Genomic DNA, 15,976 nt, shown 5'->3' with positions numbered 1-15,976 from the left:
GATAGATCATGTCGGAAAAGATATTAAATGTAGATTATGAGAGCGAGATGGGACAGTCCTATGTGGATTATTCCATGTCGGTTATAACAGAGAGAGCGCTCCCGGATGTAAGGGATGGATTAAAGCCTGTCCAGAGAAGAATACTTTACTCACTGGATGGTCTTGCAGGTTCCGACAAGCCACACAGAAAATGTGCGAGAATAGTCGGAGATACAATGGGTAAATACCACCCACACGGAGACAGTTCCATATATGAAGGACTTGTAAATATGGCACAGAACTGGAAGCTGCCGATACCACTTGTTGACCCACACGGAAACTTTGGTGCGGTGGACGGTTCCGGTGCGGCTGCCATGCGATACACTGAGGCGCGTATATCTAAGTACACAGAGGATGTGTGTATGAAGGACCTTCCATTCTTTAAGGATCAGTTCATACCAAACTTTGACGGAACGGAGACAGAGCCGACCTTCCTGCCATTCCAGGTGCCAAATATCCTGGTGAGCGGTTCAACTGGTATCGCTGTAGGTATGGCGACAAATATTCCTACACACAATCTCGGTGAGGTCATAGATGCCACAGTTGCATATCTGAATGATCCTGAGATACAGCTTGAGGATCTGCTTGCGCTCATGCCGGGACCGGATTTTGCCACAGGTGGAATCATCAATGCAACACCTGAGGAGTTGTATAATGTGTATGCCACAGGACTTGGCAAGATCAAGGTGCGCGGTAAGGTAGAGGTCAGGGATATCGGATACGGAAGAAAGAGTATATGTGTCACAGAGCTTCCATATACAATGATCGGAGGTACTGCCAAGTTCCTTGATACTGTCGCAGAGCTTGTCAGAAACAGAGAGCTTCCAGCGGTCGTGGATATCGCGGACAGAGGAGACAAGAACGGTGAATGCCTGTGTATAGATGTGAAGAAGGGAACTTCTGACGAGGAGATACAGAACATCATCAATATATTATATAAGAAGGCAGCCCTTGAGGATACATTTGGCGTGAATATCAACTGCATCAACAACGGCAAGCCGGAGGTCATGGGACTCAAGAAGATACTGAAGGTATACACAGATTTCAAGTACGGTCTGTATGACACGAAGTATAGAAAGCTTCTGGCACAGCAGGAGGAGATCAGGGAGATCAAGATGGGACTTCTCACAGCGGTTGACTGCATAGACCTGATCATAGAGATACTCCGCGGAAGTACAAAGGTTGCAGATGCAAAGGCGTGTCTCATGCACGGCGATACATCGAATATCAAGTTCAGATTCAAGGGCTCAGAGGCGGACGCAAAGTTCCTGTGCTTCACAGAGAAGCAGGCGGATGCGATACTTGCCATGAGACTTCAAAAGCTCATTGGTCTGGAGATCAATGCCTTAAAGAAAGAGCTGGCAGACGCTGAGAAGCTCATCAAGAAGTACACAAGGCTTATGGAGTCCAGGGATGCCATGAAGCAGCAGATGATAGATGACATGCTTGAGATCAAGGCAAAGTATGCCATACCTAGAAGGACTCAGATTCATAACTATGGAACTGTTGTTGTGAAGAAGGCTGAGGTCGTGGCTACAGATGTGGCTGTACTTCTCGACAGATTCTATTACATCAAGGTTGTAGATGCAAATGTATACGAGAAGAACATCGACCAGATCACGAAGGATTACAGATTTGCGGTTAAGTGTCAGAATCTTGACAGGATAGCGGTATTTGCTGACAATAATCAGGTGTATACGATCAAGGTTGCAGACATCATTAAGCTTCAGGCGAAGAAGAACACCAGCAAGAAGGGCGGAGGAAGCCTCATAGGACGTCTTGCCGACAAGGGAATCCAGGTGTTCGAGTTCTGCAACATGAATGGTGACGAGAATATCCTGTTCATGGACTGCATAGAGCATTTTGTGACTGACAAGCTGCTGTTCGTCAGTAAGCAGGGGCTTGCCAAGGTTGTTGACGGCTCCGCATTTGACACCACAAGGCGTGCTGCAAATGCTTCAAAAGTCGGTGATGATATCATATATATCGGCAAAATCTCCGAGGGCGACTTCATAATCGCACAGTCAGAGAAGGGCTATTACATAAGAGTTGACGCAGCGGAGATTCCTGAGAAGGGCAAGGGCGCAGCGGGAGTCAAGCTCATCAACTTAGAGGGTGACGATGTCCTTGAGTCGGTATTTGTGGGAAGCACAAAGGATACCTTCAAGGTTGGAGATAACGAGATAATCTTTACCAGAGTTAAGCCGGGCAAGCGCGGCGGCAAGGGAAGCAAGCTGAGGTTCTAAAGAATTACATGCGAGAGCAGAATATCTATTATAACATAGGCATAAGATAATACAGGTACTTGACGTACGGTTTTCTGTACAGTACAATATAAGTACAGAAAACTGTACATGAATTTGAGGAGGTGTTCTTATGTTAGCTGTTAATTATACAAACTTACGCGACAATATGAAAAAGTATATGGATAAAGTTACAGATGATTATGAAACCATGATTGTAACCCGTAAGGATAATAAAAATGTTGTTATGCTTTCAGAAGAGGCATATAACAATCTGATGGAAAATGTATATGTGATGGGAAACAAAGCAAACTATGACTGGCTTATGGAGTCAAAGACCCAGCTTGAGAAAGGAAATTTTGCTGTTCATGATCTGACGGAGGTATCTGCCGATGAATAAAGTCTTTACTGATAATGGATGGAAAGACTATGTCTATTGGCAGACGGAGGATAGAAAGACACTAAAGAAAATAAATAGTCTGATAGAAGATATATGCAGAAATGGAAATGAAGGCATTGGGAAACCCGAACCATTAACTGGAAATCTGACTGGCTTCTGGAGTAGACGAATAAATGATAAAGACAGAATAATATACAAGATAGATGATGATAACGTATATATTCTTGCTTGTAGATATCACTACAGTGACAGATAGAAGTTGTGTGCCAGTGAGAAGAGATATAATATAGATCAAAAGATGTTAGACTTGAAAGGACAGAGACAGATGATTTCAATTTTGGATTACGATGCAGGTAACATAAAGAGTGTTGAGAAGGCAGTCCAGTATCTCGGCGAGGAGGCTGTCATCACAAGGGACAGAGATGTGATCATGGCGAGTGACAAGGTTGTCTTACCTGGAGTTGGAAGCTTTGGGGACGCTATGGGAAAGATCAGGGAGTACGGCCTTGAGAATGTCATCTATGATGTTGTGGATGCAGGCAAGCCGTTTCTTGGGATATGTCTTGGACTTCAGCTTCTGTTCAAGACCAGCGAGGAGTCGCCGGAGGCAACAGGACTTGGAATTCTTGACGGTGAGATACTCCGCATACCGGATGCACCGGGACTTAAGATACCACAGATTGGATGGAACAATCTTGAGATAAATCCTAAAGCAAGACTTTTCAAGGGACTTCCTGAGAATCCATATGTCTATTTTGTTCATTCATATTATCTGAAGGCAAAGAATCCTGAGGATGTGGCAGCGTCCACATTCTATTCAACACAGATTCATGCATCTGTGGAGCACGGCAATGTATTTGCATGTCAGTTCCATCCTGAGAAGAGCTCAGAGGTTGGACTTAAGATACTGAAGAATTTTATAGAGCTGGAGGTGTAGGACATGCATACAAAGAGAATAATACCTTGTCTTGATGTGAAGAACGGACGAGTTGTAAAGGGCGTAAATTTCGTAAATCTTATAGATGCCGGGGATCCGGTTGCCGTCGGTGCAGCGTATGACAAGGCGGGCGCTGATGAGCTTGTTTTCCTTGACATAACAGCTTCATCAGACCAGAGAAATATAGTTGTCGACATGGTAAGAAGAGTTGCTGAGACAATCTTCATTCCGTTCACAGTCGGCGGTGGAATAAGAACTGTCGATGATTTTAAGGCAATACTCCGTGAGGGTGCAGATAAGATTTCCGTAAACTCGGCAGCCATAGACAATCCGACGCTTATAGCTGATGCCGCTGACAAGTTTGGCAGCCAGTGCGTAGTTCTTGCAATAGATGCCAAGAGACGTGATGATGGTTCAGGCTGGAACATATACAAGCACGGCGGACGTATCGACTGCGGAATAGATGCGGTTGAGTGGGCTATGAAGGCCGCAGAACTTGGCGCAGGAGAGATATTACTTACCAGCATGGACTGCGATGGTACAAAGGCGGGATATGACATAGAACTCACCAGAACCATAGCAGACAACGTGAACATACCGGTTATAGCTTCAGGCGGTGCGGGAACAAAGGATCATTTCTACGATGCCCTGACAGAGGGCGGTGCGGACGCAGCACTTGCGGCATCTCTGTTCCACTATAAAGAACTTGAGATAGGAGATCTGAAGAGATACCTTCAGGACAAGGGAATTCCTATGAGACTGTAGAGAGAAATTCCTTTAGTGTATTTAGCTTGGAAGATTTTCTCTAGGAACATGATTTTCATAAAAAAGGATACATAATTATCGGCTTTTTGTCTCAAATCTTAAAAAAGATACAATTTCAAAATAAGTTGTATCTTTTTTTATTTTAACGTCAAATTGGCGATAATTTTGTGTCCTTATTTAAATAAAAAACTCTTCAGGGGAGGTCCCCTGAAGAGTGAAACTAGCTTAGAGTAGACAATTTAAACTTATTACTGTTCAATGTAAGTGGCATTTCCTGATGCTGTATTGTCATCATCTGAGTTGGAGATACCGTAAGAGGCAGCATCCTCGGATGCAAGGTCATCCAGGTAAGGATTGCCTGTGTCAACACCCTCGGCATGCAGGGCGTCATTAAGCCATGGGTCGTTGTAGTCTTCAACGTTCATGTTGTTAAATACATATTTTCCATTCTTGTCGAAGAAGAGCTCGCACCAGCCGCAGCTATCAGGTGTACCTCCGATAAGAATGACGCTGTGTGAGCCGTCCGCATTCTTGATCTCATGACGGAAATATTTGTCAGGACCGCATTTGTCGGTGATATCTTCCTTGGTATCTCCGAGAACAAGGTAGAGACGGCCGTTTTCAACTTTCGTGTAACCGTTGACATCATCTGTAGATATGGTGAACTGTATGGAGTTTCCCTCACTGTTTTCCTCGTATGTCACTTCGGTACCATTTGCCAGGTGGAAGGTCTGCTTTATGTAGTCTATGGCTGCTGAGACGGTTGTTCTTGTCGCCGGGATGCACAGAAGAACTGCGCACACGGCAGCGGCGATGGCGGCATATTTGCCGACGCGGGCGAGTCTGTGACCAGATCTGCCGGTTTGAGCCTGTTCGGCAAGCTTTGCCCTGAGATCGTCTTTGTCATCCTGGGGCATGGTCACATTGTCCATGGTAGCTTTGTATAATTCGTTTATATCTTTATTATTCATGATCTATTCCTCCTTTAAAAATTCTTTTAGCTGATCCCTTCCGCGGGATATCCGCATGGAGACTGCTGAGACTGACAAATGAAGCATCTTAGCGATCTCCTTGAATGAATACCCCTCGTAGTAGTGCAGATACAGGGCCGTGCTGTATGTATCGGGCAGCCTGTTTATGGCTGCAAACATTGACTGTTCCTCCATATTGAAGCCACTTGTGAGATCATCGTTTGCCAGCTCTTCATAGCTGCTGTTCAGTCTGTTTGCCGCTGATTTCAAATGGTTTCTGCACATATTTGCGGTCATGGTGAGAATATAGGACTTCTCACATCCCTTTGATATGTGAGGACTTTTTTCTATAAGCTTGGTATATACATTCTGGACAATGTCTTCGGAATCCACTATATTGCCAAGAAAACTCATGGCCAGACGGAATGCATTGTCCGAGTAATTGTCATATAGTTCAAGCAGTTGCTGCTGCTTCAAGTGTCATCACCTCCGTGGTTTGTATGTATGAGAGAATCAGGAATCTTGTTCCTTCTCAATTGAGTTCTCATATATAAAACAAATCAAAGTATCAAAATAGCACATGGATACGAAAATTTCTATCCCAAAAATCAATATTGAAAATTGCTTCGTAATTTGTACGGGACAAAACATAATCAGGTGTAAAATCAACAAAAACATGATATTGATAACAGACGGGAAATTATATTATACTTTATTTTGTTGACAGAAAAGCTGTTGATCGGAGGAATGAAATATGATACTCAGTGCCAGTAGAAGAACGGACATACCGACATTTTACTCGGAATGGTTTTTTAATAGAATAAAGGAAGGATTTCTGTATGTGAGGAATCCTATGAATGCGCATCAGATAAGCAGGATAGACCTCTCACCTGAGGTGGTTGACTGCATTGTGTTCTGGACAAAGAATCCCATACCGATGCTTCCAAGGCTTTCGGAACTGGATGCTTACAAATACTATTTCCAGTTCACTCTGACAGGTTACGGCAAGGATATGGAGACGAATCTGCCTGATAAAAAGGGACAGCTCATTCCTGCATTTCAGGAGCTTGCCGGAAAGATAGGGAAAAAGCGGGTCATCTGGAGATATGACCCGATAGTATTCACGAAGAAATATACGCCAGATTACCACATAAGGGCATTTACACAGATTGCGGAGGCGTTAGATGGCTGCACTGAGAAATGCGTCATCAGCTTCGTCGATATATATGCCAGGAACAGGAAAAATATGCAGGTTGTGGACAGCTATGAGATGAGTCACGACGATCTGGAAGCATTTGCAAAGGCGATAGCGGACATTGCAAGATCACATGGAATGTCGATGGCTACTTGTGCAGAGGTGGTGGATCTGGAGAAGTGCGGAATTGAATACAACTGCTGCATAGACAAGAAGCTCATAGAGGAGATTATAGGTTGTGACATAAAGGTGGCAAAGGATAAGTCCCAGCGCCCTGAGTGCGGCTGCATGGAGAGCGTGGAGATTGGTTCATACAACACCTGTCTGAATGGATGCAAATACTGTTATGCGAATTACTCGCCGGATGCGGTGAAAGCCAACTGCAAATGTTATGATCCCGCGTCACCGCTTCTCTGCGGTTCGGTCTGTGAGTACGACAAGATCACAGAACGAAAAGTGAAGTCACTGAAGCAGACTCAGCTCAGCTTCAGATTTGACGGTCAGGAATAACAGAACGGATAAATATAATTAGGAGGCGTAGATAATTGAGGATATCTGAAAAGGAATGGGAAAACATTGATTTCAGAAAAAAGAAATACAGACAGCTCAAGGAGGCGCTCGATGAGGCTGACAAGATGTTCGAAGATGCAGACGACAGGCATTACAGCTACATAGTCCAGAATGAACTGCTGAAGGTTCTTGAGGGTGACCTGGTCCATTTCGATGGCAATCCATCGGGCAATGAACCCACCCTTGATATAGATACATCAAATGTAAGCTTTGTATTTCTAGGATCATTTGATTCTATGGTCAGAGCAAAGAATATGGCGGTGAACAAGAGCAGACCTATAGGGTTTGAATCTGCCCCCGCTGACGAATCATTTGATGGTTATAAAAGCACATTCACTCAGGAAGACCTGGTACAGTATGCAAATGTCAGAAGTGAGGTCGCGGGACGTATAGCCACTATAGTGCAGCTGCGTGAGATGACAGAAGATGATTTCTACGCCATCTTAAATACCAAGGGTATCAGCCCGGTTGACAAGCTTGCCGACTATTACGGGGTGCGGCTGAAATTGTCGGCAAAAACAAAACACAGGCTTGCAAAGGAGGCAGCCGAAAACCGGATGGGAGTACGTTTTATCCGCTCGCAGATACAGAGAAAGCTTGATGACGAGCTTTTCAAGGATTGCAGCAGGAAGGAGTACACCATAGCATAAAATAATATATATAAATCTAGTATCAGTGGGAGAACTGCAATGTGATTATGCATTGTGTTTCTTTTTTTATAGTGTTTCATAAAATGGTCTGTAAGAAATCATATGAAAAACCTCCATTAAATGATAAGCTTAGAGATATGTTGATGATAGCTGGGGAGAAGCCGGATATATTTGCAAGGGCAGTCAGGGAATGCTTTAGATATGAAGGAGTGGTTTCTGTTTCTGATATATCTGCCAAATTCTACGACATGGGTTTCAGACAGATCAGGAGAGATGTGGGCACAGGACGTATCGATAATCACCCTGAGATAGAGAATCTGGTTCCCAGGAAAAGGATAAAAGCCTGGATCTAGTAGATCAGTTGTTCATGAACTAAGAGATTGAATAACCCCATTTACAGGAAGCTCGTGTAAAGGATCACAGCGGGATGAGAATAAGCTGGAGGAGGAGAGCGTAAAGCCTCTGGGTATAACTTGAATTAAAACGTGAAATGGCACATCGTATACGGAATATTATTCTGTATGTGATGTGCCATTTTAGCATTATATAAATTATAATATGAGATTATTTATTTCTTCATGTTCTTGTTCGCAGCGGCAAGCATGAGCTTGATTCTGTTTACCTGATTGACCTCAGATGCACCAGGATCATAGTCGACTGCCACGATGTTTGCCTCAGGATATGCTTCACGCAGATGCTTGATAACACCCTTGCCTACGATGTGGTTAGGCAGACATGCAAATGGCTGAGCGCACACGATGTTAGGGGCACCGCTCTTTATGAGCTCGATCATCTCGCCTGTAAGGAACCATCCCTCACCATTCTGGTTTCCTATGGATACGATAGGCCTTGCATACTCGGCAAGTTTTTCAATATGAGCTGGGGCCTCGAAACGCTTACTCTTCTCAAGTGCATCCCTAGCAGGTTTTCTGAAAGACTCCAGAACCTTTATAACAGTGTTGCTGACTATGGCGCCCTTCTTGGTCTTGCCGAGGAACTCATAGTTGTAATTGTTGTTGTAGAAGCAGTACATGAAGAAGTCCAGAAGATCCGGCATAACTGCCTCTGCACCTTCTGCCTCGAGCAGGTCAACCAGATGGTTGTTGGCTGATGGCAGGAACTTTACAAGTATCTCTCCAACAATTCCGACTCTAGGCTTCTTGACATCAAGGAGTGGAAGAGTATCGAAGTCGTGGACGATTCCCTGTATATTCTTCTTGAATACTGCGTTGCTTCCGGTCTTTGTAAGGCTCTCCAGACAAACCTTCTTCCATTTCTCATGGAGTGCATTTGCTGAGCCCTTTTCCTTCTCGTAAGGTCTTGTCCTGTACAGACATCTCATGAATACATCACCGTATATCAGAGCCTGCATTGCACGCTTTACGACCTTGTAGCTTATCTTGAAACCTGAGTTCTTCTCAAAGCCCTGGGCTGACAGTGCTATTACAGGTATCTGACCGTAGCCTGCCTTGGAGAGGGCACGTCTGATAAATCCTACATAGTTTGTTGCACGGCATCCGCCTCCTGTCTGGCTCATGATGACAGCCAGCTTGTTCACATCGTACTTTCCTGAAGTGATGGCGCTCATCATTTGTCCGACAACGATCAGAGATGGATAACATGCGTCGTTGTTTACATATTTCAGACCAACATCTATCGTCTCCTTGGTTGCATCCGGCAGGATCTCAATGTTGATTCCCATGCACTTGAATGCAGGTGCAAGAAGATCGAAATGGATAGGAGACATCTGAGGTGCAAGAACTGTATAGTCCTTCTTCATCTCCTTGGTAAATTCTATTCTGTTGATGGCACTGCTTGACGGACATGTCTTGTAGTGCTGTTCATGTCTTGAGTTGACCGCGCTTATGAGGGATCTGATTCTGATCCTTGCTGCACCTAAGTTGCTGACCTCATCGATCTTGAGGACAGTGTATATCTTGCCTGACTTGGTAAGTATATCGTTGACACAGTCAGTTGTTACAGCGTCCAGACCACAGCCGAATGAGTTGAGCTGTATGAGCTCTAAGTTGTCACAGGTCTTGACGTAGTTGGCTGCCTTGTACAGTCTTGAGTGGTACATCCACTGGTCGGAGACAATAAGAGGTCTCTCGACCTTGCCAAGGTGTGCGACTGAATCCTCGGTAAATACAGCAATCTTGTATGAGTTGATGAGCTCTGGGAGACCATGGTTGATCTCAGGGTCCAGATGATATGGACGACCAGCCAGAACTATGCCGAGCATATCGTGTTCATCAATGTATCTGAGAGTTTCTTCGCCCTTAGCACGCACATCCTCCTTGACCTTCTCTGCCTCTGCGTACGCCGCATGTATGGCGCTTCCAATCTCGTCCATTGTCACATCATAGTACTTGGACATCTCACGATACATACGTTTTACGAGAGCTTCCTCGTTGTCCAGGGCCACAAATGGTCTGATGAATGTTATGTCGTCAGCCTTGAGCTCCTCCATGTTGTTCTTGATGTTCTCAGCATAAGAAGCAACGATAGGACAGTTGTAGTGGTTGTTTGCCTCCGGAGTCTCGTTCATCTCGTAAGGTACGCATGGGTAGAAGATGGACTTGATTCCGTTCTTCAACAGCCACATAACGTGTCCGTGTGAGATCTTGGCAGGGTAACACTCTGACTCACTAGGTATGGATTCGATACCCAGGCTGTATATGTTTCTCGATGACTTTGGAGACAGTACAACTGAGAATCCAAGCTTTGTGAGGAATGTGTGCCAGAAAGGATAGTTCTCGTACATGTTGAGTACACGAGGAACACCTATCACGCCACGCTTTGCCTCCTCAGGCTTAAGTGACTCATAGCCAAATATTCTTCCAAGCTTATATTCAAAGAGGTTAGGAATGTTGTCTGCGTTCTTCTTCAGACCGACACCCTTCTCACATCTGTTTCCGGTGATGAACCTCTTGCCGTTTGAGAATTTGTTTATTGTAAGGAGACAGTTGTTTGTACATCCTTTACATCTTGTCATGGAGCTCTCATATGTGAGCTTTCTTATCTCCTCGATAGGGAGCATAGTCGTGACAAATCCCTCTTTGTACTTGTTCCTAGCGATGAGGGCAGCACCAAAAGCACCCATGATACCTGAGATGTCAGGTCTTATGGCTGTTCTTCCTGATATGACCTCAAAGCTCTTTAAGACAGCATCGTTGTAGAAGGTACCACCCTGTACCACAATGTTCTTGCCGAGATCCTTAGGATCTGTGAGCTTTATAACCTTGAGCAGGGCGTTCTTGATAACAGAGTATGCAAGTCCGGCTGATATATCAGCCACGGATGCGCCCTCCTTCTGCGCCTGCTTAACCTTTGAATTCATGAAAACGGTACATCTTGAACCGAGGTCTATAGGTGTTCTCGCTGTGATGGCGATGTGCGCAAAATCTGCTATGTCATAGTTCAGTGACTTCGCAAATGTCTCTATGAATGATCCACATCCTGATGAACAGGCCTCGTTCAGCATAACGTTATCTACAACGCCGTTCTTGATCTTGATACACTTCATATCCTGACCGCCGATATCAAGAATGCAGTCGACCTCAGGGTCGAAGAATGCTGCGGCTGTGTAGTGGGCTATTGTCTCAACCTCACCGAAATCCAGAGAGAGAGCCTGCTTGATAAGAGCCTCACCGTAACCAGTAGAACATGAGCCTGCGATCACTGCGCCCTCAGGAAGCTTGCTGTATATATCCTTTATAGCTCTGATGGTGGTGTTAAGTGGACTTCCGTTGTTGCTGCTGTAGAAGTCGTAGAGCAGTTCACCGTCAGAACCGACAAGTGCAACCTTTGTGGTGGTTGAACCGGCATCGACACCGATGAAACAGTTTCCTTTATATGTTGCGAGATCACCGCGCTTTACGGCGTACTTGTTGTGATCTGCCTTGAATTTCTCGTAATCTTCATCGCTCTCAAAGAGTGGCGCAAGTCTCTCTACACCTGAGGAGAGGTTGAGCTCCTGTGAGAGTGCATGTATAAGCTCTGAAAGTGTCATGGATACCTCAGGCTTGGAGTTCATGGCGGCACCTACGGCTGCAAACAGATGTGAGTGTCCCGGATCTATGATGGCATCACCTGTCAGGTTAAGAGTTCTGATAAATGCATTCTTCAGCTCCGGGAGGAAGTGAAGAGGACCGCCCAGGAATGCAACATTGCCCTTGATAGGTTTACCACATGCAAGACCGGATATAGTCTGGTTGACAACGGCCTGGAATATGGAAGCGGCCAGGTTTGGCTTTGTAGCTCCCTCGTTGATGAGTGGCTGTATATCTGTCTTGGCAAATACACCACATCTTGCAGCGATAGGGTAGATGGTATCGTAATCCTTTGCATAGTCGTTAAGACCTGATGCATCGGTCTGCAGAAGTGTAGCCATCTGGTCGATGAATGAGCCTGTACCTCCGGCACAGACACCATTCATACGCTGCTCTATTCCGTTTGTAAAATATATGATCTTGGCATCCTCACCGCCGAGCTCTATGGCAACGTCGGTCTGTGGTGCATAGTCCTGCAGTGCCTCTGATACACAGACTACCTCCTGTGTAAATGGCACACCGATGAGCTGGGCGAGAGCCAGTCCACCTGAACCGGTTATACATGGATTGACCTCGTTCTCGCCGAGGGCATCCTTTGCTTCCTGTACAAGATCTTTAAGTGTTTCTTTGATATTTGCAAAATGTCTTTTGTAATCGGAGAAAAGTATCTTGCCCGCCTTATCAAGGACAGCAACCTTAACTGTTGTTGATCCAATATCAATTCCTAATGTGTACATAAAACAACCCTTCCAATTTCTTTTGTGTGTTGAATGTGTTTGATTTCGACATTTCTGCCGATAAAGCTACTTTATTATAGTGTAGGGTTTAAAAAAATACAATGACTTTATAAAAACTTAACCATTACCAGAAAATGTAAAAATAAAAGTTTTTTGCAGGTAACTATATCATCGGAGGTGAATATATTATAAAAAAGCCTTTCAGGGGTAAGCTATGAATTTTGATACCTGTAACGGAGTTATCCATGTAGTGAAGAGAGGGGACACACTGTATAAGCTGTCCAGGATATACAAGGTAAAGCTCAGCGACATCATATCAGCAAACCCGTACATCAACGTATACAATATGCAGCCGGGGGATGAAGTGTGTATTCCCGTGATCATGGAGGAAGATTTTCTTATATATACAGTGCAGGATGGAGATACATTTGAGGATGTCCTTAAGAATACCGGAGTATCTCCGGATGATCTGTTCAAATTCAATCCGGATCTCTACAAGATGGCCCTTGCCGCGGACATGGAGATAAAGTATGTGGACTTTCAGAAGTAGATGGATGCACATGGCTGTATGATATCTGTCCTGGCTGCCGGTTTATAGCTGGCAGCTATTTTGCTGTTATCCGCCAGGTTAGAAAAACTTAATTATTCTACTGTTGTAAACTCATTTTTTATATTATATAATTCAAAAGGTGTAGTTTAAAAAAGTATGACAGGAGTTTTTCTATGAATATAATAAGTAAGATCGAGAAGAAGTTTGGCAGATACTCCATTCGAAACCTCACATTATACCTCATCATAGGCTACGGTATAGGATATCTGTTGTTCATGTTCCAGCCAAAGATACTGTTCATGTTGACACTTGATCCGGCGGCGGTAATGCATGGACAGGTGTGGAGACTTTTCACATGGATAATCACACCACCGGTATTCGGTGTCGATATATTCACGATAATCATGCTGATATTTTACTACAGTCTGGGATCTCTGCTGGAACGTACTATCGGAACATTCCTTTATAATCTGTACATGTTCAGCTCCATGCTGTTTACCATGATCGGTATAATGCTTGCACACATATTCTGTACCTATATCATAAGGTATGATTACGCGAGCTCGACAGGTTATTTCGCATATGCATCGACATATTATATATTGATGTCCATATTCCTTGCTATAGCGGTATGCTATCCTGACATGAGCGTGTTATACGCCATGATCATACCGATCAAGATGAAGTATCTCTCGATACTGTATATCGTCATTATAGCGTATTACTTCATCAATGAGACATTTATGGGAAGAGTGAACATAGCCATGTCACTTGTGAGCTTTGTGATATTCTATCTGAGCACGAAGAACTTCAGAAAGTTTTCGCCAAAGCAGATGAAGAGGCGGCGGAATTATAACAGGCAGGTGCGGACAGCAAAACAGGAGAATATCGGACACAGATGCGTTGTGTGTGGAAGAACGGACAAAGATTATCCTGATCTGCAGTTCAGGTACTGCTCAAAGTGTACAGGTAACAAGGAGTATTGTCAGGATCATCTGTTTACTCATACACACAACTAGGATATATGATCAAAGATTTATAAAGAAGATAAAAGAGGAAGTTTATTATGTATAATGAAGAGAAGAAGCTTATAACCGATATACAGAGAAAGAAGGATCTGGACAGGAATCTTGCACTGTTTGCAGGGGTGGCATCGAAAGCAAATTATGAATATGCATGCCACAAATTCACCTTGAATTACCTGACACTCAAGGACATGCATATGGATGGGGATGTCCCTGATGATCCATATATCGCTCAGTGCCAGGCTGTGATCGACAAGCTGATAGGCGACTTTGTTGTGGGAGATAAGACGGTGTGCGAGGATGCTGACATGAAGCTTATATCGGATGTCAGGAACACCATAACAGCCAAGATGAAGGTGCTCACATCATACACGGATGCATTTGAGATGTATGAGTATATTTTAAACAGGAAAGAATACAGTTATTCGGAGAATGTTGACGAGGAGATACAGAAGGAGCTTAAGGAGCTCGATGAGGCGGGCGTCAGTGACTTTGCAGAAGAGATATACAGATTTGTGTTCGCAGATCAGGACAAGGTTGCCATCAACTCCAAACTGCAGTCCATCATAGGACAGCTCCCGATACGTATGACAAAGAACAGATTCTATGACATTCTGGGAGAAACTCTTGATATATATAATGGAGTGGAGAAAGAGTCTCTTGACCAGTTTATTGAGATGATCGAGAATACTGCTCTCATAAGACTTCCAGAGGGATTTGAGACAGAGTACCATGAACTACATGAGGCGCTTGAGGTCTTAAAGGCCGGTGATTACACTGCTCTTGATTACGATGGTTACAGAAAGCTCACTGATGTGCTGGACAGAAGTGCAGCATTCCTGAATTCGGTTGTGACTGAATATATGCTCATCATAGAGCTTGTAAACGATCTCTATGTTATGATGCTTGCGCTGGATTCAAAGAAAGGTGTATCTGAGAGTTGTAAGAAAGCGATGACTGTCATAGAGAAGGCTGTCGCTGACGACGGAGAGCATCTTGAGGATGTATATGCACTCCTTGACGATATCGTCGGAGAACAGGAGCTGGCAGGAGAGCATAAGGTAATGCTTGAGTCTGCTGTGTACGACATCTCAACCGGTTACACCGATGATATTGCCGCAAATGAGCTTCAGGATACATACAGAGATCTGGAGATCATGGATAAGCTTCTCTCGGGAAGTATGTTTGTGGATATAGACAATATAGCTGTGATGGGCGTACTCAATGTGGATACTGATTATATAGCTGCATGTAAGGAGAAGCTGACAAATGAGTTTGCAGATCTGTTTGCAGCCAACTCAATGACAGTCAACAGAGCCATCATGGCAAAGATACTCTCCAACATACCTGTTTTCTTCAACACCACTGATGAGATCAGGGAATATGTAAACGGATCTCTTTCGAGATGCAGGGAAAAGAGTGAACTTCTTGCGGACTATATTGTTATAAAGCAGATGATGGAAGAATAAACTGTTTATTACAGGTGATTGAATATGGTCATTGATGATAAGTTTTATGTTGGTGGAGCCCGGGACCGGCAGATCATAAGGATGGTCAGAGGAATAAGGCGCTTCCACAGAGTAAAATATGTGCCTGGAGTGTTCGTTATCACACTTCCGTTGTTTGGAGATGGGATTCTGGAGATATATGAGTTGAATGAACTCAGGCAGAAGATCTACACTGACATGGGCGATGCTATACATATTGTCGGTGCAGCTCCAAGCAGATTCCAGGCTGTACTGCTTGTCAGGGATATAATAGATGATATATATAAGAAGACCGGGGATGTTGATGTGGAGAGATTTTTTGCATCGTGACCAGATAGTCTCTGGGTCTAAGGGG

The 15,976-nt window shown here is 44.2% G+C and carries 15 protein-coding genes; 12 read left to right on the top strand and 3 right to left on the bottom strand.

Annotation, left to right across the window (positions count from 1 at the left end):
- Nucleotides 1-8: 8 nt before the first annotated feature.
- The 5 genes from DWW60_RS01895 (at nucleotide 9) to hisF (ending at nucleotide 4,384) form a co-directional block, all read left to right on the top strand.
- Nucleotides 9-2,285: a DNA gyrase/topoisomerase IV subunit A gene (locus tag DWW60_RS01895; RefSeq protein WP_117549035.1), complete on the top strand. Its 2,277-nt coding sequence runs from the start codon at nucleotides 9-11 to the stop codon at nucleotides 2,283-2,285.
- Between the two features lie 130 nt (nucleotides 2,286-2,415).
- Nucleotides 2,416-2,682 carry a type II toxin-antitoxin system Phd/YefM family antitoxin gene (locus DWW60_RS01890; RefSeq protein WP_117549034.1) on the top strand — a complete coding sequence of 89 codons (267 nt, stop codon included), beginning with the start codon at nucleotides 2,416-2,418 and terminating at the stop codon, nucleotides 2,680-2,682.
- Nucleotides 2,675-2,938 carry a Txe/YoeB family addiction module toxin gene (locus tag DWW60_RS01885; protein ID WP_117874254.1) on the top strand — a complete coding sequence of 88 codons (264 nt, stop codon included), beginning with the start codon at nucleotides 2,675-2,677 and terminating at the stop codon, nucleotides 2,936-2,938. The genes DWW60_RS01890 and DWW60_RS01885 overlap by 8 nt, the downstream gene beginning before the upstream one ends.
- Nucleotides 2,939-3,007: 69 nt before the next feature.
- On the top strand, nucleotides 3,008-3,619 hold the full coding sequence (gene hisH / locus DWW60_RS01880) for an imidazole glycerol phosphate synthase subunit HisH (RefSeq protein WP_117874253.1): 612 nt from the start codon (nucleotides 3,008-3,010) through the stop codon (nucleotides 3,617-3,619).
- A 3-nt stretch (nucleotides 3,620-3,622) separates the two neighbouring features.
- Entirely contained in the window at nucleotides 3,623-4,384 is a 762-nt protein-coding gene (gene hisF / locus DWW60_RS01875) for an imidazole glycerol phosphate synthase subunit HisF (protein ID WP_004851206.1), read from the top strand.
- A 248-nt stretch (nucleotides 4,385-4,632) separates the two neighbouring features.
- Here hisF and DWW60_RS01870 read toward each other — a convergent pair whose 3' ends face one another.
- Nucleotides 4,633-5,355, bottom strand: coding sequence for a hypothetical protein (locus DWW60_RS01870; protein WP_243002896.1), 723 nt, complete (start codon nucleotides 5,353-5,355; stop codon nucleotides 4,633-4,635).
- Between the two features lie 3 nt (nucleotides 5,356-5,358).
- On the bottom strand, nucleotides 5,359-5,832 hold the full coding sequence (locus tag DWW60_RS01865) for an RNA polymerase sigma factor (protein ID WP_117874252.1): 474 nt from the start codon (nucleotides 5,830-5,832) through the stop codon (nucleotides 5,359-5,361).
- A 277-nt stretch (nucleotides 5,833-6,109) separates the two neighbouring features.
- Between DWW60_RS01865 and DWW60_RS01860 the strand changes: the two genes are divergently transcribed.
- The 3 genes from DWW60_RS01860 to DWW60_RS01850 all read left to right on the top strand — a co-directional run bounded on the left by DWW60_RS01860 (nucleotide 6,110) and on the right by DWW60_RS01850 (nucleotide 8,123).
- Nucleotides 6,110-7,060, top strand: a complete 951-nt coding sequence (locus DWW60_RS01860) for a DUF1848 domain-containing protein (RefSeq protein WP_117874251.1) — start codon at nucleotides 6,110-6,112, stop codon at nucleotides 7,058-7,060.
- Nucleotides 7,061-7,095: 35 nt separating this feature from the next.
- Nucleotides 7,096-7,770 carry a hypothetical protein gene (locus DWW60_RS01855; protein WP_117874250.1) on the top strand — a complete coding sequence of 225 codons (675 nt, stop codon included), beginning with the start codon at nucleotides 7,096-7,098 and terminating at the stop codon, nucleotides 7,768-7,770.
- A gap of 143 nt (nucleotides 7,771-7,913) precedes the next feature.
- The gene (locus DWW60_RS01850) at nucleotides 7,914-8,123 is read left to right on the top strand and encodes a hypothetical protein (RefSeq protein ID WP_117874249.1); all 210 of its coding nucleotides are present in this window, start codon (nucleotides 7,914-7,916) and stop codon (nucleotides 8,121-8,123) included.
- 215 nt (nucleotides 8,124-8,338) lie between these two features.
- On the opposite strand, the gene DWW60_RS01845 is transcribed toward DWW60_RS01850, so the two are convergent.
- Nucleotides 8,339-12,559: a 2-hydroxyacyl-CoA dehydratase gene (locus DWW60_RS01845; RefSeq protein ID WP_117874248.1), complete on the bottom strand. Its 4,221-nt coding sequence runs from the start codon at nucleotides 12,557-12,559 to the stop codon at nucleotides 8,339-8,341.
- A gap of 214 nt (nucleotides 12,560-12,773) precedes the next feature.
- Between DWW60_RS01845 and DWW60_RS01840 the strand changes: the two genes are divergently transcribed.
- From DWW60_RS01840 to DWW60_RS01825, 4 genes are all read left to right on the top strand, one after another.
- Entirely contained in the window at nucleotides 12,774-13,109 is a 336-nt protein-coding gene (locus tag DWW60_RS01840) for a LysM peptidoglycan-binding domain-containing protein (RefSeq protein ID WP_022216550.1), read from the top strand.
- A 173-nt stretch (nucleotides 13,110-13,282) separates the two neighbouring features.
- Nucleotides 13,283-14,128 (top strand): hypothetical protein, encoded by an 846-nt coding sequence (locus DWW60_RS01835; protein ID WP_022216549.1) that lies wholly within the window; start codon nucleotides 13,283-13,285, stop codon nucleotides 14,126-14,128.
- 47 nt (nucleotides 14,129-14,175) lie between these two features.
- Entirely contained in the window at nucleotides 14,176-15,603 is a 1,428-nt protein-coding gene (locus tag DWW60_RS01830) for a hypothetical protein (protein WP_117874247.1), read from the top strand.
- A gap of 24 nt (nucleotides 15,604-15,627) precedes the next feature.
- The gene (locus DWW60_RS01825) at nucleotides 15,628-15,951 is read left to right on the top strand and encodes a hypothetical protein (protein ID WP_015534869.1); all 324 of its coding nucleotides are present in this window, start codon (nucleotides 15,628-15,630) and stop codon (nucleotides 15,949-15,951) included.
- Nucleotides 15,952-15,976: the final 25 nt, after the last annotated feature.

Source organism: Coprococcus sp. AF16-22 (genome assembly GCF_003461545.1).
GTDB classification, from domain to species: Bacteria; Bacillota; Clostridia; order Lachnospirales; family Lachnospiraceae; genus Coprococcus; species Coprococcus aceti.
The sequence above is the reverse complement of the archived record's forward strand: the minus strand, read 5'-3'. Positions and strand labels throughout refer to the sequence as shown.